Origin of the sequence: Leifsonia virtsii (assembly GCF_030433675.1) — a bacterium.
Lineage (GTDB): Bacteria > Actinomycetota > Actinomycetes > Actinomycetales > Microbacteriaceae > Leifsonia > Leifsonia virtsii.
Window position 1 is genome coordinate 113,405 of the sequence record NZ_JAROCB010000003.1, and the last position, 25,712, is coordinate 139,116.

General features: G+C 70.5%; 27 protein-coding genes and 1 pseudogene. 16 read left to right on the forward strand and 12 right to left on the reverse strand.

Going from position 1 to position 25,712, the window contains the following annotated elements:
* The 6 genes and pseudogenes from P5G59_RS11370 to P5G59_RS11395 form a co-directional block, all read right to left on the reverse strand.
* Window positions 1-426 carry an ATP-binding protein gene (locus tag P5G59_RS11370; protein WP_301218958.1) on the reverse strand — a complete coding sequence of 142 codons (426 nt, stop codon included), beginning with the start codon at window positions 424-426 and terminating at the stop codon, window positions 1-3.
* On the reverse strand, window positions 419-751 hold the full coding sequence (locus tag P5G59_RS11375; protein WP_301218960.1) for an STAS domain-containing protein: 333 nt from the start codon (window positions 749-751) through the stop codon (window positions 419-421). Before P5G59_RS11375 ends, P5G59_RS11370 begins: the two co-directional genes overlap by 8 nt.
* Window positions 748-2,620: pseudogene (locus P5G59_RS11380) on the reverse strand (glycosyltransferase family 2 protein). Before P5G59_RS11380 ends, P5G59_RS11375 begins: the two are co-directional and overlap by 4 nt.
* Window positions 2,617-3,792, reverse strand: a complete 1,176-nt coding sequence (locus P5G59_RS11385) for a PP2C family protein-serine/threonine phosphatase (RefSeq protein WP_301218962.1) — start codon at window positions 3,790-3,792, stop codon at window positions 2,617-2,619. Before P5G59_RS11385 ends, P5G59_RS11380 begins: the two are co-directional and overlap by 4 nt.
* A gap of 39 nt (window positions 3,793-3,831) precedes the next feature.
* A complete protein-coding gene (locus tag P5G59_RS11390; protein WP_301218964.1) occupies window positions 3,832-4,656 on the reverse strand; it encodes a M15 family metallopeptidase in 825 nt (274 codons plus the stop codon).
* A 19-nt stretch (window positions 4,657-4,675) separates the two neighbouring features.
* Complete coding sequence (locus P5G59_RS11395) at window positions 4,676-5,587, reverse strand: DUF1287 domain-containing protein (RefSeq protein WP_301218966.1); 912 nt, start codon at window positions 5,585-5,587, stop codon at window positions 4,676-4,678.
* A gap of 304 nt (window positions 5,588-5,891) precedes the next feature.
* Between P5G59_RS11395 and P5G59_RS11400 the strand changes: the two genes are divergently transcribed.
* The 6 genes from P5G59_RS11400 (at window position 5,892) to P5G59_RS11425 (ending at window position 14,219) form a co-directional block, all read left to right on the forward strand.
* Complete coding sequence (locus tag P5G59_RS11400) at window positions 5,892-8,060, forward strand: MDR family MFS transporter (protein WP_301218968.1); 2,169 nt, start codon at window positions 5,892-5,894, stop codon at window positions 8,058-8,060.
* 313 nt (window positions 8,061-8,373) lie between these two features.
* Window positions 8,374-9,696 carry an ABC transporter substrate-binding protein gene (locus tag P5G59_RS11405; protein ID WP_301218970.1) on the forward strand — a complete coding sequence of 441 codons (1,323 nt, stop codon included), beginning with the start codon at window positions 8,374-8,376 and terminating at the stop codon, window positions 9,694-9,696.
* A 70-nt stretch (window positions 9,697-9,766) separates the two neighbouring features.
* Complete coding sequence (locus P5G59_RS11410; RefSeq protein WP_301218972.1) at window positions 9,767-10,831, forward strand: carbohydrate ABC transporter permease; 1,065 nt, start codon at window positions 9,767-9,769, stop codon at window positions 10,829-10,831.
* Window positions 10,828-11,715, forward strand: a complete 888-nt coding sequence (locus P5G59_RS11415) for a carbohydrate ABC transporter permease (RefSeq protein ID WP_301218974.1) — start codon at window positions 10,828-10,830, stop codon at window positions 11,713-11,715. The genes P5G59_RS11410 and P5G59_RS11415 overlap by 4 nt, the downstream gene beginning before the upstream one ends.
* Window positions 11,716-11,717: 2 nt before the next feature.
* The gene (locus P5G59_RS11420) at window positions 11,718-13,169 is read left to right on the forward strand and encodes a GH1 family beta-glucosidase (protein WP_301218976.1); all 1,452 of its coding nucleotides are present in this window, start codon (window positions 11,718-11,720) and stop codon (window positions 13,167-13,169) included.
* Between the two features lie 27 nt (window positions 13,170-13,196).
* Entirely contained in the window at window positions 13,197-14,219 is a 1,023-nt protein-coding gene (locus P5G59_RS11425; protein WP_301218979.1) for a LacI family DNA-binding transcriptional regulator, read from the forward strand.
* 93 nt (window positions 14,220-14,312) lie between these two features.
* Here P5G59_RS11425 and P5G59_RS11430 read toward each other — a convergent pair whose 3' ends face one another.
* Window positions 14,313-15,431, reverse strand: a complete 1,119-nt coding sequence (locus P5G59_RS11430) for a sensor histidine kinase (RefSeq protein ID WP_301218981.1) — start codon at window positions 15,429-15,431, stop codon at window positions 14,313-14,315.
* Complete coding sequence (locus P5G59_RS11435; RefSeq protein WP_301218983.1) at window positions 15,428-16,129, reverse strand: response regulator transcription factor; 702 nt, start codon at window positions 16,127-16,129, stop codon at window positions 15,428-15,430. Before P5G59_RS11435 ends, P5G59_RS11430 begins: the two co-directional genes overlap by 4 nt.
* Window positions 16,130-16,269: 140 nt before the next feature.
* On the opposite strand from P5G59_RS11435, the gene P5G59_RS11440 reads away from it, so the two are divergent.
* Genes P5G59_RS11440 through P5G59_RS11455 form a run of 4 tightly spaced genes read left to right on the forward strand, consistent with a single transcriptional unit; the run spans window position 16,270 to window position 18,529 of the window.
* Window positions 16,270-16,716, forward strand: coding sequence for a DM13 domain-containing protein (locus tag P5G59_RS11440; protein ID WP_301218985.1), 447 nt, complete (start codon window positions 16,270-16,272; stop codon window positions 16,714-16,716).
* A 2-nt stretch (window positions 16,717-16,718) separates the two neighbouring features.
* Window positions 16,719-17,213 carry a DoxX family membrane protein gene (locus P5G59_RS11445; protein WP_301218987.1) on the forward strand — a complete coding sequence of 165 codons (495 nt, stop codon included), beginning with the start codon at window positions 16,719-16,721 and terminating at the stop codon, window positions 17,211-17,213.
* Window positions 17,214-17,256: 43 nt separating this feature from the next.
* On the forward strand, window positions 17,257-17,649 hold the full coding sequence (locus tag P5G59_RS11450) for an SRPBCC family protein (protein WP_301218989.1): 393 nt from the start codon (window positions 17,257-17,259) through the stop codon (window positions 17,647-17,649).
* A gap of 19 nt (window positions 17,650-17,668) precedes the next feature.
* A complete protein-coding gene (locus P5G59_RS11455) occupies window positions 17,669-18,529 on the forward strand; it encodes an alpha/beta hydrolase (protein WP_301218991.1) in 861 nt (286 codons plus the stop codon).
* Between the two features lie 28 nt (window positions 18,530-18,557).
* Here the strand turns inward: P5G59_RS11455 and P5G59_RS11460 are convergent, their stop codons facing one another.
* Complete coding sequence (locus tag P5G59_RS11460; protein ID WP_301218993.1) at window positions 18,558-19,097, reverse strand: TetR/AcrR family transcriptional regulator; 540 nt, start codon at window positions 19,095-19,097, stop codon at window positions 18,558-18,560.
* An 84-nt stretch (window positions 19,098-19,181) separates the two neighbouring features.
* Between P5G59_RS11460 and P5G59_RS11465 the strand changes: the two genes are divergently transcribed.
* Complete coding sequence (locus P5G59_RS11465) at window positions 19,182-20,204, forward strand: SDR family NAD(P)-dependent oxidoreductase (RefSeq protein WP_301218995.1); 1,023 nt, start codon at window positions 19,182-19,184, stop codon at window positions 20,202-20,204.
* Here the strand turns inward: P5G59_RS11465 and P5G59_RS11470 are convergent.
* On the reverse strand, window positions 20,161-20,985 hold the full coding sequence (locus tag P5G59_RS11470; protein ID WP_301218997.1) for a phosphatase PAP2 family protein: 825 nt from the start codon (window positions 20,983-20,985) through the stop codon (window positions 20,161-20,163). The two genes, P5G59_RS11465 and P5G59_RS11470, sit on opposite strands and share 44 nt — an antisense overlap.
* Before the next feature lie 105 nt (window positions 20,986-21,090).
* On the opposite strand from P5G59_RS11470, the gene P5G59_RS11475 reads away from it, so the two are divergent.
* On the forward strand, window positions 21,091-21,516 hold the full coding sequence (locus tag P5G59_RS11475; protein WP_301218999.1) for an SRPBCC family protein: 426 nt from the start codon (window positions 21,091-21,093) through the stop codon (window positions 21,514-21,516).
* 27 nt (window positions 21,517-21,543) lie between these two features.
* Here the strand turns inward: P5G59_RS11475 and P5G59_RS11480 are convergent, their stop codons facing one another.
* Window positions 21,544-22,431: a DNA-methyltransferase gene (locus tag P5G59_RS11480; protein ID WP_301219001.1), complete on the reverse strand. Its 888-nt coding sequence runs from the start codon at window positions 22,429-22,431 to the stop codon at window positions 21,544-21,546.
* Window positions 22,432-22,461: 30 nt separating this feature from the next.
* Here P5G59_RS11480 and P5G59_RS11485 point away from each other — a divergent pair, with 30 nt between their 5' ends.
* Genes P5G59_RS11485 through P5G59_RS11495 form a run of 3 tightly spaced genes read left to right on the forward strand, consistent with a single transcriptional unit; the run spans window position 22,462 to window position 23,929 of the window.
* Window positions 22,462-23,343: a hypothetical protein gene (locus P5G59_RS11485; protein WP_301219003.1), complete on the forward strand. Its 882-nt coding sequence runs from the start codon at window positions 22,462-22,464 to the stop codon at window positions 23,341-23,343.
* Window positions 23,344-23,396: 53 nt separating this feature from the next.
* Window positions 23,397-23,666 (forward strand): type II toxin-antitoxin system Phd/YefM family antitoxin, encoded by a 270-nt coding sequence (locus tag P5G59_RS11490; protein WP_301219005.1) that lies wholly within the window; start codon window positions 23,397-23,399, stop codon window positions 23,664-23,666.
* Window positions 23,663-23,929 (forward strand): type II toxin-antitoxin system RelE family toxin, encoded by a 267-nt coding sequence (locus P5G59_RS11495; RefSeq protein ID WP_301219007.1) that lies wholly within the window; start codon window positions 23,663-23,665, stop codon window positions 23,927-23,929. The genes P5G59_RS11490 and P5G59_RS11495 overlap by 4 nt, the downstream gene beginning before the upstream one ends.
* A 68-nt stretch (window positions 23,930-23,997) precedes the next feature.
* Here the strand turns inward: P5G59_RS11495 and P5G59_RS11500 are convergent, their stop codons facing one another.
* On the reverse strand, window positions 23,998-24,474 hold the full coding sequence (locus P5G59_RS11500; protein ID WP_301219009.1) for an ATP-dependent zinc protease family protein: 477 nt from the start codon (window positions 24,472-24,474) through the stop codon (window positions 23,998-24,000).
* 26 nt (window positions 24,475-24,500) lie between these two features.
* Here P5G59_RS11500 and rimK point away from each other — a divergent pair, with 26 nt between their 5' ends.
* Window positions 24,501-25,700, forward strand: a complete 1,200-nt coding sequence (rimK, locus tag P5G59_RS11505; RefSeq protein WP_301219011.1) for a 30S ribosomal protein S6--L-glutamate ligase — start codon at window positions 24,501-24,503, stop codon at window positions 25,698-25,700.
* The last annotated feature ends 12 nt before the right edge of the window (window positions 25,701-25,712 follow it).

Here is a 25,712-nt window from a genome sequence, read left to right on the forward strand (position 1 = left end):
TCAGCGGCTCGATGCGGCCCGGGAGACCAGCGTCCACCGGTTGCCGTGGGGCAGCGGCTCGTGCACGAACTCATCCACGAGCAGCCCGATGAGCGCGAGCCCTCTGCCCGACTCGCCGAAGTCGTCGGGATCCGGCATCGTCGCGCCCGACACGTCCACGTCGGCCGGCGCCGCGTCATCGGTCACCTCGGCGCGGAGCCCGTCGTCGGTGTGGCCGAGTTCCAGCTGCACACGCGCACGCGTTCCCTCGGAACCGTGCTGGATCACGTTGGTGACCACCTCGACGACCGCCAGCTCGAACGCACTGCGCCTGTCCTCCGCCAGGTCGGGACGCCGCACCGCCAGCTCCTCGAAGAGCAGGTGGACGCGATCGATCGCCTCCGCGTCGGCCGGCGCGAGGAACTCCGCGCGGAACCCGTCAGTCACGGTAGGCGTCGTCGGGGCCGGGGTACACGCGGAGGATGCGGTCCAGGTTGGTGAGCCGCAGCACGCCGGCGACCTGCTCGGACGCCGCCACCAGCCGCAGGTCGCCGCCGGCGGTGCGTGCGGTCTTGAGGCCGCTGACGAGGGCGCCGAGGCCCGACGAGTCGATGAACTCGACCCGGCTGAGGTCCAGCGCGAGCCTGGTGTGCCCCTCGTCCACGACGCGTTGGACCTCGCGGCGCACGGCCGTCGCGGTCACGAGGTTGATGCGGCCCTCGGCCGCCAGGACGGCGACGCCGTCGGGCCGGATGCTGGTGTCGATGTTCATCGGAACGGGGTGTCCTTCCTGGCCGCGTGGGCAACCGGTCCGCGGTACAGCGCCGCGCGCGGGATGATGCTGAGCACGACCAGGTCGTAGATCACCCAGACGGTGTTCACCAGGGTGCCGACGCCGTCCGCCGTTCCGGCGACGACACGCAGGACACCGACGATCGCCGCGACGACGAGGACGACCATGGCGGTCAACTGCGGCCAGATCTGCCGCCACGGGATCGGGGCCCGGCCCTCGCGCTCCTTCGGCGTCACCACGAAGCCGAGCGGTCGCTTGAACCAGACATTCGCCGCCGCGGTCCAGCACGCCCGAATCCACAGCGGGAAGAGGGCGAGCGAGTACTGCTGCCCGCGCCAGGTCCGAAGCCCGCGGGCGGCGACGAGGAACATCAGCTGGCTCAGCACGAAGTAGGGGATGAAGCGGGCGAAGAAGTCCACGCTCCACGCCGTCACGGGCATCACGCCGGTCAGCAGGTAGATCACCGGCGCCGCGAGGTACACGACCGAGGCGAAGCCGGAGAGGTAGCTCCACATCGTCGCGAAGTACATCAACCGCTGGCCGCCGGAGAGACCGCGCTTGAGCAGCGGATTGTCCTTCAGCATCACCTGGAGCGTGCCCTGCGCCCAGCGCAGCCGCTGCCCGAGCATCGTCCCCAGGTCTTCCGGCGCGAGGCCGGTCGCGAGCAGCTCGTGATGGTAGACGCTGCGCCAGCCACCGGCGTGGAGCTGCATCGCCGTCGCCATGTCCTCGGTCACCGAGATGGTGGCCATCGGCATGACGGGCTGCGCCTGACCGGGCCGGTCGACGGCGAGGGTGTCGGCGATCCGCTGCACGGACTCGATGGCCGCGAGCGGCGAGAGGTCGCGCTCGGCCAGCCGTTCCAGGGCGACCTCGTCCACGACGAAGGCCCCCAGTTCGGAGTCCGCTTCCACCGGAAGGGCGGCGATGGCCCGCAGGTCCTCTTCCATGGCCGCGATGTCGCCGCGAACGGCGCTTCGGGAGAGCTCGTCGACCTCCCGCTGCAAGCGGTAGGTCACCTCCCCGACGCTCTCGCCGGCCCGGAGCCGGGCGGACGCCTCCTCGACCCTGGCCCTCACCTGCCCGATCACCCCGGGCGTGGCGGCGTCTGCCCTCGCGGCCCGCTGCGCTCTGGCGAGCATCCGCTCGGAGGCGCGCAGTGAGAGCCGCACGGTCCGTTCGACGTCTCGCACGTATCCGACCCTGCTGGATCGGGCCGTAGAACAGGGGCGCCTGGTTCCCGAGCGGGTCGGCTTCGTCCACGTTGGAGAAGAACTGCGGGGTCTGAACGAGCGCGACCCCCGGATCGGCGAAGTAGCCGAGGGTCCGGTCGAGGATGAGCGGGTCGGGGATCTGGTCGGCGTCCAGGATCAGCAGGAACTCTCCCTCGGTGAGGAAGAGCGCGTTGTTGAGGTTGCCCGCCTTTGCGTGCCGCGGCTTGTCGACCCAGTCCTCCGTGCGGGTGACGTAGCCCAGGCCTTCGCGCGCGGCGGCCGCGCGCATCTCCGGCCGGTCGCCGTCGTCCAGCACCCAGGTGCTGTGCGGATACCGGATCGCCTTCGCGGCCCGGGCGGTGGTCATCACGAGGTCGACGGGTTCGTCGTACGTGGTGATGAAGACGTCGGCGGTGCCCTCCGGCGGCGCCTCCGGGCCGCTCCTGACCTTGACCCGCCACATGGTGAGGGCGAAGAAGAAGGTGTCGATCACGCTGTAGGTCTCGGCGACGACGAGCGGGACGGCGATCCACCACGCGGACCAGTTCACGGAATCGAGCCACCGCCAGACGACGTAGTCGACACCCGCGAGGACCGCGAGGAGGCAGACGACCCGGAGCAGGACCCGGCTCATCGGTCACTCCTGCGCACGACGACGGCGGTCGAGTCGTCGATCGGCACGCCTGCGCGGGCGACGCTGAGGATGCGGGAGACGGCGCCCCCCGGCGTCGCATTGCCCCGAACGATCGCCTCGACGACCGGGAAGGCGCGGTCCCCGCCGATCGCGTCCAGGATGCCGTCGCTGATGCAGACGAGGGAGTCGCCAGGGCCGAGCCGGACCGTGTCCGGGGTCCGCGGCTCCGGGGTCGGGAGGCCCAGCGGCAGGGCGGCGCTGGGGAGCCGGTCGAGGCCGCCGTGCGCGCGGACGACCATGGCGAGGCCGTGCCCGGCGTCAACGTACTCGATCTCGCCATCGCGGTGCACGCGAGCATGGAACAGGGTGACGAACGTCGCGAGCTGGTCGAGATCCTCCTCCACCAGCCGGGAGGCCGCCTCGACGGAGTCCGAGAGGTCGGCGAAGTCCATGGCGCTGCGGAGGGCGGTACGCACCGAGGCGCCGACGATCGCCGCGGCCATCCCCTTGCCCATGACATCGCCCATCGTCACGCAGAAGTCGTCGCCGACGTCGTACCAGTCGTAGAAGTCCCCGGAGACGCCCCGGGAGGGGTCGCAGCCGGCGGCGACGTCGAAGCCGGGCGCTCGCGGCTTCCGCCGGGGCAGAAGGCCCTTCTGGGCGATCGCCGCGCGGTCGAGCTCGTCGTCGCGGTTCAGCTCGTCCTCCACCCAGCTCGCCAGATCGCGGAGGACGCGCTCCTGCTGAAGGGTCAGCGTGTGCGGGACCGTGTCGAGCACGCACAGGGTGCCCACCGCCTCGCCCCCGGGAGCGTGCAACGGCTCACCCGCGTAGAACCGGAGATGCGGGTCGCCGACGACGAACGGGTTGTCGGCGAACCGGTCGTCGACCGACGCGTCATCGACGATGAGGGCGGCGTCCTGTCTGACGGTGACGTCGCAGAACGCTTTCTCCCGGGGAGCCTCGGAGGTCAGGCCGATGTGCGACTTGCGCCACTGCCGGTCCCTGTCGAGGAGCGTGATGCTCACCATCGGCACCCCGAACAGCTGCTGAGCGAGGCGCGTGATGCGGTCGAAGCGGGCCTCCGGCCCCGAATCGAGAACCCCCAGACCGCTCAGGGCGCGCTGCCGCGCGGCCTCCGCCTGCTGAACCGTGTCCGCTTCCACGACCATGGTCCCCACTGTACTGACGGGTCTACCCGAGTCCAGTGGCTAGTGGTATTCGGTTCCGCCCGGGCAGCCGAAGAACTCCTCGAGTGTCGTCACGCCCGCCCGGTGCAGCTCGGTCGCGAGCGGCACGCCGACGAAGCGGAAGTGCCACGGCTCGAACGCGAAGCCGGTCACGGGCACCTTGTCGGCCGGATAGCGCAGCAGGAACCCGAAGCGCCAGGCGTTCGCGGCGAGCCACCGGCCCTGGGCGGTGTCGGCGAAGCACGCGGCCAGCGAGCAGTTCGCCGGGACGGCGCTGATGTCGACCGCGTACCCGGTCTGGTGCTCGCTGTGTCCGGGCCGGGCGGTGTCCGTGTCGGCGTAGGCCTGGCCGTTGTGCGCGACATCGTCGTCGTAGACGCGCGTCTGCGACTCGTACGAGCGATAGGCGCTCTGCACGGAGAAGTCGAGCCCGGCCTCCGCCTTGCCCGCGTGGAACATGTCGACGACCGCGGCCGCCGTCGCCTGCCGCATCGGCTGGTCGTTCAGGTTCGGGACGTCGGGGTAGGTGAGGTCGGCCGGCACGTAGTCGAGCGGGTTCAGTCCGCGGCTCTTGTTGACCACGACCCACGGGCTGGCCGGGTCGTCGATCGACTGCGCTGTCTTGTCGAAGCCGAGCACCGACGGGGTCGGGACGGTGGACGGCGTCGGCCGCGGAGGGCGGGGAGTCGGCGTCATGCGGTGCGGGGTGCTCCTGTGGCTCGTCGGGCCTGCACTCACGGCCCCGGTCGCGCACGCGGACAGCGCGAACACCGCGACCAGCGCGGCCGCCGTCAGGGCAGCGCGCGTCGACAGAACCCGCCGTGTGCGGGCGCCCCCCGGACTCACGGCATGAGCATAACCGAAGTTACTTCGACAGGCTCCAGAAGTGGCCGGTCGCGCCCGGGTGGTCGACGGTGATGGCCTCGTCGAGGTCGCGGTAGTCGCTGTCCTCGTTGTGTCCGACCATCTTGATCTTGATCTGCCCGTTCACGTTCTGCACCGCGGACACGATCTGGACGTGGTCGAGCGAGTCGTTGTTGTTCCAGTCGAACATCACGATGTCGCCGACCTTGATCTTGTCGCGCTGGTCGAAGGAGTACTCGGTGAGGCCGAGGCTCGCCGCGTTCTCGCGGAAGTACTGGTCCATCGACGGGACGTAGCCCCACGCCGGGCTCCAGTCCTCCGCCGCGTCGTGGTTGTACCAGTCGGCGTTCATCTGCCAGCCGCGGGCGATCAGCGTCTGGCTGACGAAGTTGGCGCAGTCGCCGCCGACGGGGTTGAGGTCGCCGTACTGGGCCGTGTTGTAGTTCTTCCAGTAGGTCAGCGCGTAGGCGAGCTGCTTGTCGACCGGCGTCTGCACCTGGTAGTCGTACGTGGTCGAGCCCGCGGTGGTCACCGGCTTGCCGCTCTTGTCCGTCACCGTGACGGGAACGCTCCCGGCCTGGAAGTTGGCGGCCGCGGGCACGCTGACGACGACCTTGTCGTTGGAGGCCTGGGTGACGGTGGCGGGCTGGCCGCCGATCTGGACGGCGCCGACCTTGCCGAGGTTGGTGCCGGTCAGGGTGACGGTGCCGCCGGAGACGCTCCCTGCCGCGGGCTGGATCGACGAGACGACCGACGAGGTCGCGGTCGGCGAGGGCGCCGCCGCCTGGGCGACGGCCTTGGTGACGGGCGACGGCTCGCCCGCGCAGGCCGTGAAGGCGAGGGCGGCGGTGGCCGCGACGGCGGTGAGCGCCAGGGTGCGGCGCGTGCGACGTGAGGGGCTGAGAGAACTCATACAACCTTCGGAGCGGATTCGGAGGCGGTCGGTCGGGGATGTTTCCACCGTACGCTCACAACTTATGCGTGACCTGGATGGGGGCCAGTCTCGTTCGTTTTGCACCCCATCGACAGGCAGTGGGCCGCGGACCGCGCGGGGTGTTCGCCCCTGGCGAACGCCGGAGCCTTCCCGTGGTCGCGCGCGTTGTGAGCCTGCAGGCAGTGGGTGTAACTTTGCACTCTCCGCAAAATTCTTTGCCCCACACCGGTGTGACGCTCCGCGTGCCGGGCGTCCCTTCACCCGACTCTCGACCCGGAGACAGATGTCCAGTCAGACCAGCGCGGCGACCGCCGCTCCCAAACCGATCATGTCGCATCGCGAGATCCTCTTCGTGATCTTCGGCCTCATGGCCGGCATGTTCCTCTCCGCCCTCGACCAGACCGTGGTCGGAACGGCCATCCGCACCATCGGCGACGACCTGCACGGCCTCAGCCAGCAGGCCTGGGTCACCACCGGCTACCTGATCCTGTCGACGATCTCGACCCCGATCTACGGCAAGCTCTCCGACATCTTCGGCCGGCGTCCGCTGTTCATCATCGCGATCGTCATCTTCATCGTCGGCTCGATCCTCGCCTCCTTCTCGACCTCGATGCTCGAGCTGGCGGCGTTCCGCGCCATCCAGGGCCTGGGTGCCGGCGGTCTGATGTCGATGCCGCTGGCGATCATGGGCGACATGCTCGCCCCGCGCGAGCGCGCCAAGTACCAGGGCTACTTCCTCGCCGTCTTCGGCATCTCCAGCCTGATCGGCCCGCTGGTCGGCGGCCTGTTCGCCGGCGCCGACCAGATCCTGTGGATCGCCGGCTGGCGCTGGGTGTTCCTGATCAACGTCCCGATCGGCATCATCGCCCTCGCGATGGTGCTCCGCTTCCTGCACCTGCCGAAGCGGTCACGCGGATCCGCCCGCATCGACTGGTGGGGCGCCGCGGGCGTCATCGTCGCGCTCGTCCCGCTGCTCCTGGTGGCCGAGCAGGGTCGCGACTGGGGCTGGGACAGCCCGGCGGCGATCGCCTGCTACGTGATCGGCGGCATCGGCATCGTCGCGTTCATCATCATCGAGATCGCGATGAAGGACGACGCGCTCATCCCGATCAAGCTGTTCCGCTCCAGCACCTTCTCGATGGCCACCGTCATCGGCGTGCTGGTCGGCTTCGGGATGTTCGGCGCCATGCTGACCCTCCCGCTCTACCTGCAGATCGTGCTCGGGTCCTCGCCGACCGTCTCCGGCCTCCAGCTGCTGCCGATGATCCTCGGCCTGATGGTGTCCTCCATCGTCTCGGGCCAGATCATCGCGCGTACCGGCCGCTACCGGCAGTTCCCGATCATCGGCACCGCGATGCTCGCCGGCGGGTTCTACTACCTGACGTTCCTGAAGTACGGCGACTCGTACTGGTTCATCGCGGGCGCGATGCTGCTCATCGGTCTCGGCCTCGGCCAGCTCATGCAGACGCTGACGATCGCCAGCCAGAACTCGGTGGGCCTGCGCGACATGGGCGTGGCGACCAGTGCGTCCACGTTCTTCCGCCAGATCGGTGGAACGCTGGGCACGGCCGTGCTGCTGTCGCTGCTCTTCACGGTGTTCCCGACGAACATCAAGAGCTCGCTGACGGACACCCCGACGCTGACGGCGGCCCTGGACGCGGCCTTCACCCCGTCGGTCGCGAGCGCTCCGGAGAATAAGCAGATCATGGAGCAGAGCTACACCAAGATCGTCGACGAGACGACGAAGGCCACCCAGGCCGGTCTGCAAGCGGGTGTGACGAAGGCGCAGGATGCAGCCAAGGCCGCGGTCGCCCAGGGCGTCGCCTCCGGCGCGATCCCGCCGCAGGCGCAGGCCGCCGCCGAGGCGCAGGCCGTCGCGACGGCCACGCAGAAGGCGGGCGCCGCGATCGAGCAGAAGGCGCCGTACGCCACGGTCGCGGCCGACGGCACCGTCACGCTCGACTTCTCCGACGCGGCTGCCCGGTCGCAGTTCGTCGACTCGATCGTTCCGAAGATCCAGGACACGCTGAAGAAGCAGACGGCCTCCAGCGACAGCTCGGCGACCAACGACACGTCGTTCCTGAACGGCGCCGACCCGCGGCTGTCGAAGCCGTTCCTGGTGGCGTTCAACGCGTCGGCCGTGCAGGTCTACTGGGTCGCGATGATCGTGGTCCTGATCGCGTTCGTCCTGTCGCTGTTCTTCCGGACCCCGCCGCTGCGCGCCAAGTCGGCGCTGCAGGAGGCGGCGGACGACGCGGCCGCGGCCGAAGCGGCCAAGGACGCCGAGCGCGAGCCGGTCGGCGCGTACGCGTCGGTTTCGGAGGACGACGACGAGGAGTACGACACGGGCATCCTGGCGACCCGCGCGGCGAACGAGTTCGGCGCGCTCGTCGAGCCGGGTGTCGACACCGCCTCCACGCGGGCCCAGCACCCGCGGCCGGCGACCGACTGACCCACCTCACCGAGAGAACGGCCGTCACCTCACCGGAGGTGGCGGCCGTTCCGCGTCCAGGCGAAGGGGACGCGACACGCCGTCATCCCCCGGCGTGACGGCGTGTCGCGCCCGACGGAGTCTACGGGCGCACGCGCTTCGGACAAAACACCGGAACGGCGCGGATGAGAGCGCGACCACGAATGGACTTGACACGAGCCGCGGCGGCGTTCTAGATTCTCCTGCAACGCGTGAGAGCGCTCTCACGCACATCGCATGAGAGCGCTCTCAGCGCGCACCAGGCGCACAGACCCACGCACAAAGGAGTGAACCCGTGAAACTCTCACGACGCACGAGGATCGCTGCGGCCGTCGCCGGCGCAGCATCCTTCGCCCTGATCGCAGCAGGCTGCTCATCGAGCGGCGGCAGCGGTTCCAGCTCGGACCCGATCACGCTGACCGTCACCACGTTCGGCACGATGGGCTTCGACAAGCTCTACTCGCAGTACGAGAAGGAGCACCCGAACATCAAGATCAAGGCCACCAACATCGACACCGGTGACAACGCGCTCACCGACTGGCAGACCAAGCAGGCGGCCGGCAGCGGCCTCCCGGACGTCCAGGCCGTCGAAGAGGGCTGGCTCTCCAAGGTCATGCAGGTCTCCGACCAGTTCAACGACCTCAAGGACTACGGCGCGAACGACATCAAGAGCCGCTGGGTCGACTGGAAGCTGAAGCAGGCCACCGACAAGAACGGCCGCATCATCGGCTACGGCACCGACATCGGCCCGGAGGGCCTCTGCTACAACGGCAAGCTGTTCGCCGCGGCGGGCCTCCCGAGCGACCGCGACTCGGTCGCGAAGCTGTTCGGCGGCGACAAGGCCACCTGGGACGACTTCTTCAAGGTCGGCGAGCAGTACCACGCCGCCACCGGCAAGGCCTGGTACGACCAGTCCGGCTTCATCTGGAACGCCATGGTGAACCAGCAGCCGGAGGGCTACTACACCAAGGACGGCAAGCTCAACATCAAGGACAACAGCGACCTCAAGGCGCTGTGGTCGAAGCTGGCCGCAGGCGCTGCGGCGGGCCTCTCCTCCAACCAGACCCAGTGGGACTGGGGCAAGGGCAAGGCGTTCACCGACGGCTCGTTCGCCACGTTCGTCTGCCCGGGCTGGATGCTCGGTGTCGTCAAGGGCCAGGTCGAGGCGGGCGGCGGAAACGCGGCGACCGGCTGGGACTTCGCCAACGTGTTCCCGGGCGGCGCGGCCAACTGGGGCGGATCGTTCTTGACGGTGCCGAAGCAGTCGAAGCACCCGAAGGAGGCCGCGGCCCTCGCCGCGTGGCTGACCACCGCGAAGTCGCAGGTCCAGACCTTCCAGGCGGCCGGCACCTTCCCGTCCGTCACCGAGGCGCAGACCGACCCCGGCGTGACCGGTGAGAGCGACCTGACGAAGTTCTTCAACAACGCGCCCATCGGCCAGATCCTCGGGGAGCGCGCGAAGGGCGTCGTCGCCCAGTACAAGGGACCGGACGACTCGGTCATCCAGTCGCAGGTCTTCGGCCCGTCCGTCCAGGAGCTCGACTCCAAGAAGGCGAACGGCGACCAGGCGTGGGACAACGCCATGAAGCTGCTCGACCAGCTCGTGGTCAACAAGTAACCCGAACCGAACACCCGGGCCCCCGCTGCGCTCCGCGCGCGGCGGGGGCCCGAATCACGGGAGATCCGCAATGACCACCACCGCCACCCGCGACGCCGCACCCGCCGCGTCCGCCACGTCGCGCGGGCGCTCCGGCCGCGGCGACCTCAGCTTCAAGCAGCGGCTCAGCCGCTTCGACGTGAAGGCGTCGCCGTACTTCTACGTCGCGCCCTTCTTCATCCTGTTCGGGCTCGTCGGCCTGTTCCCGCTCATCTATACGTTCGTCGTCTCGCTGAACAACTGGAACCTGCTCACCGGTCCAGGTGAGTGGGTCGGCTTCAAGAACTACGCGGCGGAACTGAGCGACCCGTTCTTCTGGAACTCGCTGTTCAACACGATCAGCATCTTCCTGCTCTCCGCCATCCCGCAGCTGATCGCCGCCGTCTTCATCGCGGCCATCCTCGACCAGAACATCCGGGCCAAGACCTTCTGGCGGATGAGCGTGCTGCTCCCCTACGTCGTCACCCCGGTCGCCGTCACGCTGATCTTCTCGAGTGCGTTCGACGAGAAGTACGGGCTGATCAACAACATCCTGCAGGCCATCGGCCTCGACCCCGTGATGTGGAAGACCCAGACGTTCCCGTCGCACGTCGCCATCGCGTCCATGGTCAACTGGCGCTGGACCGGGTACAACGCGCTCATCCTGCTGGCCGCCATGCAGGCGGTGCCGCGCGACATCCACGAGTCGGCCGCCCTCGACGGGGCCGGGTCGTTCCGCCGCTTCTTCTCGATCACCTTGCCGAGCATCCGGCCGACCATGATCTTCGTCATCATCACGGCGACCATCGGCGGCCTCCAGATCTTCACGGAGCCGAAGCTGTTCAACCCGTCGAGCGCCGTGCCCGGCGGTCCGCAGCGGCAGTACCAGACGACCGTGCTCTACCTGTGGGACATGGCCTTCAACCGGCAGAACTTCGGCAAGGCCGCCGCCATCGCGTGGCTGCTGTTCCTGCTGATCGTGGTGTTCGGCGTGCTCAACTTCCTGATCTCGCGCCGCATCGCCTCCACCGAGACCCGCCTGCATCGAAGGAGAACCGCGAAACGCCTGCAGGCGTCGCGCATCCTGGCCGCCGCGAGCGAGGAGAAGAACGTATGACCGCCACCACCACCCGACCCGCTCGCACCGAGCGCACCACGCGTGCGCCGAAGCGGAAGGCGCTCGGCATCGACCGTCGCCCCGGCTTCCTCACCTACGGGATCCTGCTCGCCCTGTTCATCGGCGGCGCCTACCCGCTGTGGTGGTCGTTCGTCGCCGGCTCCTCGAACAGCACCGTGCTCACCTCCACCTGGCCGCCGCTGCTGCCGGGCGGGCAGTTCTGGACGAACGTCGGCCAGGTGCTCGACACCGTCCCGTTCTGGCTGGCGCTCGGCAACTCGATCATCGTCGCGTCGGTCATCACCGTCTCGGTCGTCGCGTTCTCGACGCTGGCGGGCTACGCGTTCGCGAAGCTGCGCTTCCGCGGCCGCGAGGGCCTGATGGTCTTCGTGGTGGCGACCCTCGCCGTCCCGACGCAGCTCGGCATCATCCCGCTGTTCATGGTGATGAAGCAGTTCGGCTGGACCGGGACGCTCGGAGCGGTCATCGTGCCGACCCTCGTCACGGCGTTCGGCGTGTTCTTCATGCGCCAGTACCTCGTCGACGTCATCCCGGAGGAGCTGATCGAGGCGGCCCGCGTGGACGGCGCCAACATGATCCGCACGTTCTGGCACGTCGGTGTCCCGGCCGCGCGGCCGGCCATGGCGATCCTGGGCCTCTTCACCTTCATGACCGCGTGGACGGACTACCTCTGGCCGCTGCTCGTGGCGCCGCAGAACCCGACGCTGCAGGTGGCGCTGAGCCAGCTGCAGTCGGCGAAGTACGTCGACTACTCGATCGTGCTCGCGGGCGCCGTGCTCGCCACCATCCCCCTGTTGATCCTCTTCGTGCTCGCCGGCCGGCAGCTGGTCTCCGGCATCATGGCCGGCGCGGTGAAAGGCTGAGAATGAACCGCACCTGGCCCGCCGGCTTCCTCTGGGGGTCGGCCACCGCCGCCGCGCAGATCGAGGGCGCCGCCCACGAGGACGGCAAGGAGGACTCGATCTGGGACGCGTTCGCGCGGGTCCCCGGCGCGATCGCCGGAGGGGACACCCCCGAGGTGGCGGTCGACCACTACCACCGGATGCCGGAGGACGTCGCGCTGATGGCGTCGCTCGGCCTGCAGTCGTACCGCTTCTCGACCTCGTGGGCCCGGGTGAAGCCGGGCGACCGCACGGTGAACCGCGCGGGCCTGGCCTTCTACGACCGGCTGGTCGACGAGCTGCTCGGCGCGGGCATCCTGCCCTGGCTGACCCTGTACCACTGGGACCTGCCGCAGGCGCTCGAGGAGAAGGGCGGATGGGCGAACCGGGACACCGCGTACCGCTTCCGCGACTACGCGGTCGCCGTCTACGACGCCCTCGGCGACCGGGTGGACCACTGGACGACGTTCAACGAGCCGCTGTGCTCGTCGCTCATCGGCTACGCCGGCGGCGAGCATGCCCCCGGACGGCAGGAGCCGCGGGCGGCGCTCGCGGCTCTGCACCACCAGCACCTGGCGCACGGGCTGGCCGCCGCCGAACTGCGCACGATGGCGACCGCCGCCGGCCGGGCGGAGTCGCTGCGGCTGGGCATCACGCTCAACCTGACCACCGCCGTGCCGAACGACCCGGCCGACCCCGTCGACCGGGAGGCCGCGCGCCGCATCGACGGGCTGTGGAATCGCATGTACCTCGAGCCGCTGCTGCTCGGCGCCTACCCGGCCGACGTGCTGGAGGACGTGCGCGAGCACCGGTTCGAGGAGCTCGTGCACGACGGCGACCTGGCGACGATCGCGCAGCCGCTCGATTTCCTCGGCGTGAACCACTACCACGACGACAACGTCAGCGGGCATCCGCTCGGGGCCGACGAGCCCGCGGCCGTCACGCCGACGCCGCGACCCACGTCGTCGCCGTTCGTCGGCAGCGAGTACGTGACCTTCCCGTCGCGGCACCTGCCCACCACCGCCATGGGCTGGGAGGTCAACCCGGACGGGCTGCGCGCCCTGCTGTTGCGGCTGACGCGCGAGTACCCCGCCCTCCCGCCGCTGTACATCACCGAGAACGGCGCCTCCTACGACGACGCGGTCGCCGAGGACGGCGCGGTGCACGACCTCGACCGGGAGGCGTACATCCTCGCGCACATCGACGCCGTCGGCCGCGCGATCGACGAGGGCGCCGACGTGCGCGGGTACTTCGTCTGGTCGCTGCTCGACAACTTCGAGTGGGCGTGGGGCTACGCGAAGCGGTTCGGCATCGTCCGGGTCGACTACGAGACGCAGCTGCGCACCGTCAAGGACTCGGGCCGCGCCTTCGCCCGGGTCATCGCCGAAGCACGGGCCGGGGAGGCGGTGGGCGAGGCGAGCGCCTCCCGCGTCTAGCATGGACGCGGACGACGAGGAGACCCCATGACGACGGAACAGGTGGCGGGCCGAGTGGTGCCCACACTGGAGGCTGTCGCCGCGCGCGCCGGCGTCTCACGCGCGACGGTCTCCCGCGTGGTGAACGGCTCGCCCAAGGTCACCCCCGAGGTGGTCGCCGCGGTGGAGCGCGCGATCGCCGACCTCAACTACGTGCCGAACCGTGCGGCGCGCTCGCTGGCGTCGCGGCGCACGCAGGTGATCGCCCTGGTGGTGCCCGAGTCGACGGCGAAGGTCTTCGCCGACCCGTTCTTCGCCTCCATCGTGCAGGGCGTCGCGCTGAGCCTCGCCGACACCGAGTACACGCTCAACATGGTGATCTCGTCGGAGACCAACCCCGACAAGACCCGCCGGTACCTGATGGGCGGCAATGTGGACGGCGCGCTGGTCGTCTCGCACCACTCCGGCGACCACTCGTACGCGCAGCTCGGCACCTCGCTGCCGCTCGTCTTCGGCGGCCGGCCCGTCAGCGAGAGCCAGCACGCCTCCTACTACGTGGACGTGGACAACGTGGCCGGAGCCCGCGTCGCCACCGAGCACCTCATCCAGCGCGGCCGGCGGAGCATCGCACTGATCACCGGCCCGCAGGACATGCCCGCCGGCCTCGACCGCTTCACGGGCTGGAAGCAGGCGATGGACGCGGCCGGGCTCGACACGTCGCAGGTCGCGTACGGCGACTTCTCGCCCGCGTCGGGCCTGGAGGCGATGCGCGGCCTGCTCGCCGCGGGCCGCCCGATCGACGGGCTCTTCGCCGCGAACGACCAGATGGCGGCGGGGGCGTACTCGGCGATCCACGAGGCCGGGCTGAGCATCCCGGGCGATGTGGCCGTGGTCGGCTACGACGACGACAGCTTCGGCCTGATGTCGACGCCGCCGCTCACCACGGTGCACCAGCCGTCGATCGGCCTCGGCGAGACGATGGCCCGCGTCCTGGTCCGGCGCCTCGCCGGCGACCCCGTCGACCGCGTCACGCTCCTCCCCACCGAACTCGTCATCCGCCAAAGCACCTGACCCCGCTCCCAAGCCATCAGCTCCTGAGTTCTTCGCCCTCCGCTCGGCGTGTCACGCGAAGAACTCAGGAGCTGATGGCTTGGGGTGGGGGGATCAGGGGAGCTCGACGGTGAGGCGGAAGCCCTGGGGGACGTGGGCGGCGCGCACGGAGCCGCGGTGGGCGGTGACGACGGCGCGGACGATGGCGAGGCCGAGGCCCGCGCCGGAGGCGCCGGGGCCGCGATCGGGGGTGCGCGCCGGGTCGGCGAGCCAGCCCACCTCGAACATGCGGCCGAGGTCGGCCGGCGCGACGCCGCGACCCTCGTCGGTCACGTGGATCACGGTCGTCGACGAGGTCCGTTCGGCCGAGACGACGACGGCGCTGCCGGGCGGCGCGTGACGGACCGCGTTCGCCAGCAGGTTCACCAGCACCCGCCCGAGCAGGTAGGGATCGGCCAGCACGGTCCGCGGCCCGACGTCGCCGTGCGCGATCGACACCTCCCGCTCCTCCGCCAGCGGCCGGACGTCGGCGACCGCGTCCGAGACCACGTCGAGCAGGTCCACCCGCTCCAGCCGCGGGCGGAGCGTCCCGCTCTGCAGGCGGGAGAGCTCGAACAGGTCGTCCACCAACCGCGACATCGTGTCCACCTGCTGCCGGATGCGGGACGCGTACTCGCGCGGCTCGTCCACCATCCCATCCTCGAGCGCCTCGGCGAGCGCCCGCACGCCGGTGAGGGGCGTGCGGAGGTCGTGAGAGATCCACGAGAAGAAGGTGCTGCGCGCGGCGTCGAGCCGCTCCAGCTCCGCCCGCGCGGCGGCGAGTCGCTCGGAGGTGTCGGCCAGTTGCGCCGACATGACGGCCAGCTCCTTCGCCTCCCCCGATCGCGCCGCAACGACCTCGCCCTCGGCGATCCGCCGGGCGGAGTCGGTGAGGGCAGCGATCGACCGGCGAACGCCGCGGGTGACGAGCCAGGCGCCGCCGACGCTGAACACCGCGGAGACGGACACGATCCAGAACAGCACGTCGAGGTCGTGCGCCGAGAAGTACATCCCGGCCGACACCGCGACCGTCGAGCACGCGATCGAGACGATCGCCGCGCCGAGGACCACCGCGAAACGCCAGCCGAGGGAGGCGCGCCGCACGCGGTTCGCCAGCACCGCGGCCGCCAGGAACACGACAGCGGTGCAGACGAACGTCGTGGCCACGATGAACCACAGGTCGCCCGCGGTCATCGGCGCACCCCCTTTGCGGTGAAGCGGTAGCCCTCGCCCCACACCGTCAGCAGGTGGCGGGGATCGTGCGGCTCCGGCTCGATCTTCTCGCGCAGCCGCCGGATGTGGACCGTCACCGTCGACGGGTCGCCGTGGCTCCAGCCCAGCACCTCGCGCATGATCTCGTCGCGCGTCACCGTCCGTCCCGGGTTCTGCAGCAGGTACACCAGGAGCTCGTACTCCCGTGCGGTCAGCGGCACCTCCCGCCCATCCACCGAGACGCGCCTGCGCACCGGGTCGACGCCGAACGGCCCGACCCCGAACGCGGCAGCCGGCGCCGCGGACGCCCGCCGGACCATGGCGTCGACCCGCAGCACGAGCTCGCGCAGGGCGAAGGGCTTCGTGAGGTAGTCGTCCGCACCGTGCTCCAGCCCCTCGATCCGGTCGTCGACGCGGTCGAGGGCCGTGAGCATCAGGATGGGCAGGTGCTGCGCCATCGCCCTGGCCTCACGGCAGAGCTCGTCGCCGCTGAGCACGGGCAGCATCCTGTCGAGGATCAGGACGTCCGGGATGCGCTCCCGTAGCGCGGCGAGCGCGCTGCCGCCGTCGGTGTGCCCGGCGACGCGGTACCCCGCCTGGCGCAGGTAGTCGCCGACGACCGTGAGCACAGTCCGGTCGTCCTCGACGACCAGCACGCGGGGGCGGGATGCGGTGACCATGACCCGAGCCTCCCTCCGTCGTGCACGTCAGAGGCCAATCCTTACAGAGCTGAAATGCTCGATACCTGTGACAGGTCGCGTCGTTACCTTCGATCTCGCCGAGGCAGCCGCCCGGCGAACTGAAACAGAAGGCAGAACCGATGCGCAAGACCCTCCTCCTCGCCGCGACCGCAGTCGCCCTCACCGCCGGACTGACCGCCTGCTCCGCGGGCGCCGGCGCCGACACGGCTAATCCGTCGTCCTCGTCCTCGTCCTCCTCGTCGAACTCGACCACCGCCGCCTCGGACGACCGCACCGGCACCTTCTCCGGCCTCAACAAGATGACGGTGGCGGGCACCGCCACGATCGCCGGCGACACCCTCACCCTCGCCGGCTTCTCCTCCGACGAGGGCCCTGACCTGCACGTCTACCTGACCAACGGGACCGACGAGGCCGCGGTCACCGCCGGAAAGCAGATCTCCGCGGTGTCGTACGACAAGGCGTCGCAGACCTTCGACCTGAAGGGGATCGACACGTCGTCGTACACGGACGTCGTCATCCACTGCGACAAGGCGAAGGCCGTCTTCGGCGCCGCCGCCCTGGCCTGATCGTGCGCACCACCGTCGGATCCCTCGTCGCGCCCGCCCTGGTCGGCGCGGCGAGGGTCGCCCTCGGGCTGCTCTGGCTCATCCCGGAGGGGCTGTTCAAGTTCCACGCCGGATTCGGCGCCGACGACATCCTGATCGTCGCGAAGGCCGGGGAGAACAACACCCGGGTCCCCGAGTACTTCGACGTCTTCGCGCACGCCACCCTCGCGCAGGCGCCCGGACTCTTCGGCGTCGGCATCCCCCTGCTCGAGACCGGGCTCGGCATCGCCTTGATCCTCGGGGTGCTCACGCGTCCCGCGGCCCTCATGTCGCTGCTGACGCTGCTGCTGTACTGGTCCTCCGACCAGCTGACCTGGGAGTACCCGCTGATGGCAGCCCTGAGCGTGGTCGTGATCGCGTGGCCGGCCCAGGCGCGGGCCTTCTCGGTGACGGCGCTGGGCGAGCGGGTCAGCCCACGGCTCCGCCGGCTGCCATCACCGGTGCGGGCCTGGCTCTGAGCGGGCCGCTTGCGCCGCCGCCGCGACGGCGTACCGTCGCGGCATGCCCACCTACACCGCGACCCGGCCCCTCGAGGGCGACGCCGACGAGTACTTCGACTACATCTCCGACCCGGAGAACCTGCCCGCTTACTTCCCGCGCATGACGGAAGCCCACGAGCTGCCCGACGGCAAGGTGGAGACGACCGCCCACGTCGACGCCGACCAGGACGGCAAGGACGAGACCGTCACCTCGGAGGCGGCGTTCGATGTCGACCGCGCCGCCCGCGAGGTGCGCTGGTCGGCGCCGGGGCCGCACGACTACCACGGCTCCCTGCGGCTCACGGACGACGGGGTCGAGCTCAGCATCCACACGACGCACGAGTTCGACGGGATGCAGCAGGCGCTCGACGGTTCGCTCGCGAAGATCGCGGAGAACCTGCGCGCCAAGGCCTGATCCGCCGGACCGGACGCCCGTGTTCGAAGGATTCGCCGTCGACGACGTCGACGTCGGCGAGGCGCGCCTCCACGTCCGTCACGGCGGAGAGGGACCGCCCGTCGTGCTGCTGCACGGGCACCCGCGCACCGGTGCCACCTGGCACCGGGTCGCGCCGCTGCTCGCCGAGCGGGGTCGGACGGTCGTGGTGCCCGACCTGCGCGGGTACGGCCGGTCGACGGCGCCCGCGCCCCGGCCGGACCACGCCCAGGCGTCGAAGCGCGCGATGGCCGGCGACGTCCTCGCCCTGATGCGCCGGCTCGGGCACGACCGGTTCGAGCTCGTCGGGCACGACCGCGGCAGCTACGTCGCCTTCCGGCTCGCGATGGACCATCCCGAGGCCGTGCGCCGGGTCGCGCTGCTCGACTGCATCCCGATCGTTGAGCACCTAGACCGGATCACGCCGGAGTTCGCCACCGAGTGGTACCACTGGTTCTTCTTCGCCCAGCCGGACACACCGGAGCGGGTGATCGGCGCCGACCCGGACGCCTGGTACGGCGGCGACCCGGAGGCTATGGGCGCCGAGAACTTCGCCGAGCGCCGAGAGGCGATCCACAGCCCGGAGGTCGTGCGCGCGATGCTCGAGGACTACCGCGCCGGGCTGACGGTCGACAGAGCTGACGAGGAGGCGGACCGCGCCGCCGCGCGCCGGCTCGCCGTCCCTCTGCTCGTGCTGTGGTCGCAGCGCGACGACCTGGAGCAGCTCTTCGGCGACCCGCTCGTCATCTGGCGCGACTGGGCCTGCGACGTGGAGGGCCACGCCATCGACTCCGGACACCACGTGGCCGAGGAGGCTCCCGCCGCCCTCGCCGGGGCTCTGCTGGAGTTCTTCGACCGCTGAGCTGCTCGCTGTCGACAGCACCGACCTCTCAATCCGGTCGCAGACCCGCCCTCAGCACGGCGGTGATGGTCGCCCGGTCCTCCGGGGGGCCGAGGCGGACAGTGCGCTCGAACCCGCAGACCAGGTGCATGAGCTGCTGGAGCGTGAGGCCCGGCCGGACGGCCCCTGCTCGCTGCGCGCGCTCCAGGAGGGTGCCGGCGGCTCGCGTCAGCTCGAGCTTTGCCGCGTGGACCTCGGGAGAGGACTCGTCCGCCGCGAGGAGCACCTGCTGCAGGCCTTCGTCGGAGAGCAGCAGGTCGAGCATGGTCTTCAGGAAGCCGTCGAACGCCACCCTGGCGTCGTCGAGGGCCAGGGCGCCGCGTGCCGCGGCGAGCGCCCGATCGACAGTACCGGCCGTGAGCTCCTCGACGAGGGCGTCGACGGTCGGGAAGTGCCGGTAGACGGTGCCGACGCCGACCCCCGCGTCGCGGGCTACGTCGTTGAGCCGCAGTGTCGTGCGCTCCCGCTTGGCGGCCGCGGCGAGGATGCGTTCGCGGCTGCGGACGGCGTCGGAGCGCAGCGGTGTCATGGCGACCATCATAGCCGAAGTGGATAGTTCATCCGGTATGGTGAGGGTTACCGGATGACCTATCCAATTAGAGACGAGAGACCGATGACCAGAACTTCCAGCACACTGACGGCGGCCGACCAGGACTGGGACCCCGCGAACCCCCCGCGCCAAGACGGACGCACGATCGTCGTGACGGGCGCGACGGGCGGGATCGGCTACTTCGCCGCCGAGCAGCTGGCGGCGGCCGGCGCGGACGTCGTACTGGCCTCCCGCTCGGCCGCCCGGCTGACGGCCGCGCGCGAGGCGATCCTCTCGCGCACCCCGGACGCGCACGTGCGGACCGTCGTCCTGGAGCTCGGCTCCCTCACGGCAGTGGACGACGCGGCGGCGGAGCTCGCGGCCCTCCCGCGACTCGACGGGGTGTTCCTCAACGGAGGCGCCATGTCGATGAACGCCCGCGACCGGACCCCGGACGGCCTGCCGCTGCTTCTCGGCACCCACGTCGTCGGGCATTTCCGGCTGCTCGCCGGCATCCTGCCCGCGCTCACGGCCACCGCCGTCGAACACGGGGGCGAGAGCCGCATCGTGCACGCCTCCACCGGGTTCGTCGCACGGTTCCGCCCCGGCTTCGACGACGCCACGCGCGTGCCGCGGCTCGGCGTCGTCGCCTACGCGAAGGCGAAGGCCGTCACCGAGGTGATCGCCTTCGAGCTGGATCGCCGGCTGCGCACCGCCGGCCTGCCGGTGGCGTCGATCGTGACGCACCCGGGCGTCGGCGTGGATGCCCGGACCCCCCCGCCGACCGGGCATCCGCGACGACACGACGCCGTACCAGCGCAACCCCTACACGCCGTGGGCGCAGGGCAAGGACGCCGCGGCCTGGCCGGGCGTCCGCGCACTGACCGATCCGGAGATCCGCAGCGGGAGCTACCTCGGCCCTCGGGAAGGCATGCGCGGCGTGCCGGTGCGTATCCCCACGCCGGCACGAACCGCGGCACCCGACCCGGAGACGGTGTCGCGTGTCTGGTCTCAGGTCGAGACCCTCGCGGGCGTGAGCCTGCCGGTGTAGCCGGGGCCCCGGTCAGGCGAGGCGGCGGTAGAGGCGGTTGCCGAGGGCGGCGATGACGAAACCGGTGGCGACGATCGCGGCGACGCCGCCCGCGTAGGCGACGAAGAGGTGCTCCGTGCCCGACTGCGCCGAGAAGTACGTGATCAACAGCGCCACGACGGACCCTGCCGCGCACACGCCGCCGACCCAGACCAGCGGCCACAGCTTGCTGCGCACCGGCGGTTCGGCGCCGGGCAGCCGCAGCCAGGCGAGCACGATTCCGGCGAGGCAGCCCCAGAACGCGACCACCAGCATCCCTGCGACGACGTCGCTCGGCCGGTGCCACTGCTCCACCAGGGTGGATGCGCCCGCCGCGATCGCGAACAGCGAGCCGACCACGGCGGCGAGCGGCCGAAAGCGCGGGGCCGCGAGGAGGAACACCACCAGCGCAGCCGACGCCGCCACCGCGGTGTGACCGGAGGGGAGCGAGTTGGCGAGACCGACATCCACCCCCTTCTCCGGGCGGGAGAGGACCGTGTACTTCAGCACCTGCGTGCTCACGTTCGCCCCGACCGCGGCGCCGACCGCGACGGCGAAGACGAGCCAGTTGCGGCGCACGAGCACGATGACGAGCGCGATCACCGCCCCGATCACGACGGAGGCGACCGGCAGCGCATCGAGGAAGCCGTGCGCGAACTCGATCAGGTCGCCCTTCCAGGCGTCGGCGCCGGCGAAGGCGCGCTCGTCGATCACCTGGCCGATGTAGCTGCGCACGAACACCAGGTAGACGGCGACGAACAGGGCCGCCGACACCAGCGCGCCCCAGAGGAAGGGCAGGGCACGGACGCTCGATCGCATAGTGCTCTCAACCCTTCCACACACCGCTTCGAGAATTCCGGATGAACGCCGAACAGAGGTGGAACTCCCCTCGCCGATCGGCGCGCAGGCGACTACTCCTGCAGCATGAGAACCATCACGAACACCATCGACATCGCCTCTCCCGCGCACGAGGTGTACGTCGCCTTGCGGACACTCGACGGCTACCCCGGCTGGCTGCACCGCTCGGTCGTGTACCGCGGCACCCGCGCCGGGGACGGGTCCGGCGCCTACGTCGACTCGACGACGGTCGGCAGGATGCGCGGCACGCTGACCGGGGAGGACCCGGACCGCTCTCTGCGCTTCCACCAGGCGAAGCCGTCCGGCAGCGTCGACGCGTGCATCCGGTACGACCTCGAAGAGAGGGACGGGCACACGCGGGTCGTGCGCGTCGGCGAGCTGACCACGCACGGCGTGTTCCGGGCGATGCAGCCCGCGCTCGTGCGGATGGCGGCGGCCGAGAGCAGGCGGACGATGCGCGCGCTCAAGGCGCACGTGGAGCATCCCGCCTGAGCCCGGGAGCCGTGAGCCGACGAGCGGTCAGCCGACGAAGCGGACGGCCGGGTCCGCCGAGGCGAGTCGTTCGCGCATGACCGCGATGGCCGTCGGGTTGCTGTCGACCAGCAGGAAGCGCCGGCCGAGCGCGCCCGCGACCGCTCCCGTCGTGCCGCTGCCGGCGAAGAAGTCGAGCACCCAGTCGCCCTCTGCGCTCGACGCCTGCACGATGCGGCGCAGCACGCCCTCCGGCTTCTGGGTCGGGTAGCCGGTCTTCTCGCGGCCCGTGGGCGACACGATGGTGTGCCACCAGACGTCGGTCGGGAGCTTGCCGAGCTGGGCCTTCTCCGGCGTCACCAGCCCCGGCGCCATGTACGGCTCGCGCTCGACCGCCGCCGAGTCGAAGTGGTAGGCCGACGGGTCCTTCACGTAGACCAAAATCGTGTCGTGCTTGGCCGGCCACCGGTTCTTCGGCTTCGCGCCGTAGTCGTACGCCCAGATGATCTCGTTGAGGAACGACTCGCGCCCGAACAGCGCATCCAGCAGCACCTTCGCGTAGTGGGACTCGCGGTAGTCGAGGTGGAGGTACAGCGTCCCGTCGTCGGCGAGCACCCGCCACGCCTCGATCAGCCGGGGCTCCAGGAAGCCCCAGTAGTCCTCGAACCGGTCGTCGTACTGCAGCAGGTCGCCCTTGATCCGCTCGTAGCTGCGGCCCTTGAACCCGATCACGCTCCCCGCGCCGCCCTCGGAGCGCACCGAGGTGAGGGTCTGACGGGCCTGGGGACGGCCCGTGTTGAACGGCGGGTCGAGGTAGATCAGCCGGAAGGACGCGTCCGGCAGCCCGGCGAGCACCTCGAGGTTGTCGCCGTGCACGACGGTGCTCGGCGCCTCCGGATGCCACAGCGGGGAGGCTGCGGGGGCGGGCTGCGACATGCGACCATTCTCGCAGCGAGAGAATGGACTGTGCACAATCTCGGCCTGCTCTTCGACGTCGACGGACCCATCGCGAGTCCGGTGACCCGTACCATCGCCATCCGCAGCATCGTCACCGACCTGGTCGCGATGGCGGCGGCGGGCGTCCCGATCGCGTTCATCACGGGCCGTTCCGGCGACTTCATCCGCCACCAGGTGGTCACCCCGCTCTGCGACGCCGGCCTGGGCGAGGCGCTGGAGCAGCGCGGTGCGCGGATGTTCGGCGTGTTCGAGAAGGGCGGCGCGTGGGCCCCGATCACCGGCGATGGGATGGGCGAGGTCACGGTCAACGAGACCGTCGCGTTCACGCCGGAGGCGGTGGATGCGGTGCGCTCGCTCGTGCGCGACCGCTTCGCCGACACGATGTTCTTCGACGAGACGAAGCGCGCGATGATCTCGGTCGAGCAGCGCACCGACGTGGACGCGGCGACCTACGCCGAGGCGCAGTCACGCTTCCAGGATGCGGCGTTCGAGGCGCTCACGGGCCTCGGCGTCGGCCTCCGCTACGCCTCCCGCGTTTCGCCCGACGCGTCGGGGGAGGTACCGTACCGGATCGACCCGACCATCATCTCCACCGACATCGAGTCGGTGCTCCTCGACAAGGACCGCGGGGCGCAGCGCGCCTTCGACTACTTCGCCGCCCGCGGCCCGCTGCCCCGGCGCTGGCGCTCGATCGGCGACTCCCGCAGCGACTACAAGATGGCGGACTACGTGCACGACGCCGGGTACGAGGTGGCGCACGTGGACGTCCGCCCCTCCGACGGCGTGCTCGAGCGGCCCTACCAGGTCATCACGATCGGCGACGCCATCCACGACGACGCGGGCGCCGAGTTCCTGGCGCACTGGCGGCGCGAGCTCGGCCTCGGCGAGTAGCTGCTGTTGCGCAGCCCGATTCGTCCGAATGGACCTTTTGGTACTATTGGTTCATGACGGACGTCCTTTCGGTCTCGGAGGCCAAGCAGCAGCTCGGCGCACTCGTCGACCGCGCGCACTTCCAGCATGAGGCCGTCTCCCTCACCCGGCGCGGGCGCAGGGTCGCCGTGCTGGTCGACGCGGACGACTTCGACCGACTGCTCGAACGGCTTGAGGACCTCGATGACGCGGAGGCCGCGGAGGCGGCCCGCCGCGAGATGGCCGAGACCGGCGCCCTGCCCGTCCCCTGGGATGAGGTCAAGGCCGAACTCGGGCTCGCGTGACCTACCGGATCGAGCTCGCCCCAGCCGCCGCGCGTGATCTCCGGAAGCTCGACCCGCAGGCGCGGCGCCGCATCCAGGCCGTGATCGAGCTGCTTGCCGAGACACCGCGGCCACCCGCCGCGAAGAAGCTCGTCGACGCCGCAGGCACCTGGCGTGTCCGGACCGGCGACTACCGGGTCCTCTACGACATCCACGACGATCGACTGCTCATCCTCGTGCTCCAGGCGCGCCATCGTCGCGAGGTCTATCGGTCGCTCAACTAGCCTCCTCGCCCTGACGTTTCGTGACGAACCGGCGCGATTCGTGACGAGTCGCTGCCGACCCCGAGTGGTCAGGCGTCGTCGCGGCCGCGGTTGCGGCGGCGGACATCGCGCGGCGCCCGGCCGCCGAGGAAAGAGCGCGCCGGGTCGACCACGAAGCCCTGGCGGAGGGCCTCGCGCCCGACCAGCATCCGGAAGCCCATCTGGTCGCGGTTGGTCAGCGTCGTCTCGGCGCTCACCGTGCGGCCGTGGATGACGAGGTCGAGCAGCACGACGATGCGCTCCTCCGTGTGACCGGACGAGCTGCGCACCACGCGGCGGTCGTGCACCGCGCACTCGGCCGTCACCGCGTCCCGGTCGGAGTCCTGCCACGGCTGCACCCGGAACCGTACTCGGTCGCCGGGGAGCTCCTCGATGTCGAAGGCGTGGAGCGACGAACTGCGGGCCCCGGTGTCGACCTTCACCTTGATCCACGGCACGCCGAGCCCCGGAAGGCTCACCCACTCGCGCCAGCCGACCGTGTCGGTGTTTAGATGGGTGTCGGCCATTCCCCCATCTTCGCAGGAGCACCCCCGTGAAACTCGCCATCCTCTCGCGCGCCCCGCACGCGTACTCGACGCAGCGGCTGCGCTCCGCCGCGGAGCAGCGCGGCCACACGGTGAAGGTGCTGAACACGCTGCGGTTCGCGATCGACCTCTCCGGCGACGAGCCGGACCTGCAGTACCGGGGGCGGCTGCTCTCGGACTACGACGCCATCCTGCCGCGCATCGGCAACTCGATCACGTACTACGGCACCGCCGTCGTGCGGCAGTTCGAGCAGATGGACGTGTACACGCCGAACACCGCGAACGGCATCACGAACTCGCGCGACAAGCTGCGGGCGACGCAGATCCTCTCCCGGCACGGCATCGGGATGCCGCGCACGGCGTTCGTGAACAGCCGCGCCGACGTGCGGATGGCCATCGAGCGGGTCGGCGGGGCCCCGGTCGTCATCAAGCTGCTGGAGGGCACGCAGGGCATCGGCGTCATCCTGGCACCGGAGGCGAAGATCGCCGAGTCGATCATCGAGACGCTGCACTCGACGAAGCAGAACGTCCTCATCCAAAGCTTCATCTCGGAGAGCCGCGGCCGCGACATCCGCGCCCTCGTCGTCGGCGACCGCGTCGTGGCGGCGATGCGGCGCGTGGCCAGCGGCGACGAGTTCCGCTCGAACGTGCACCGCGGCGGCACGGTGGAGAAGGTGGCGCTGTCGCCCGAGTTCGAGGAGGCCGCGGTCCGCTCGGCCCAGATCATGGGCCTGCGCGTCGCCGGCGTCGACATGCTGGAGGGCAAGGACGGCCCGCTCGTGATGGAGGTGAACTCCTCGCCGGGCCTCGAGGGCATCGAGCGGGCGACCGGGCTGGATGTGGCGGGCGCGATCGTCGACTTCATCGACAACCAGGTGGCCTTCCCCGAGATCGATGTGCGCCAGCGGCTGAGCGTCTCCACCGGCTACGGCGTCGCGGAGCTGCTGGTGCACACCAACGCCGACATCGTCGGCAAGACCCTGCGCGACTCCGGCCTGTGGGAGCGGGACATCACGGCGCTGACCCTGCACCGCGGCACGTCCGTCATCCCGAACCCGCGCAGCGGCGTCGTACTGGAGCCGGGCGACCGCCTGCTCTGCTTCGGCCGCCTGGAGGAGATGCGCTCGATGATCCCGGACCGGCGCAAGCGGCGCACCAAGGTGCGGAAGCTGCCGAAGGAGGCCCAGGAGGCGCTCACGGAGGAATGAGCGCCGAGGAGT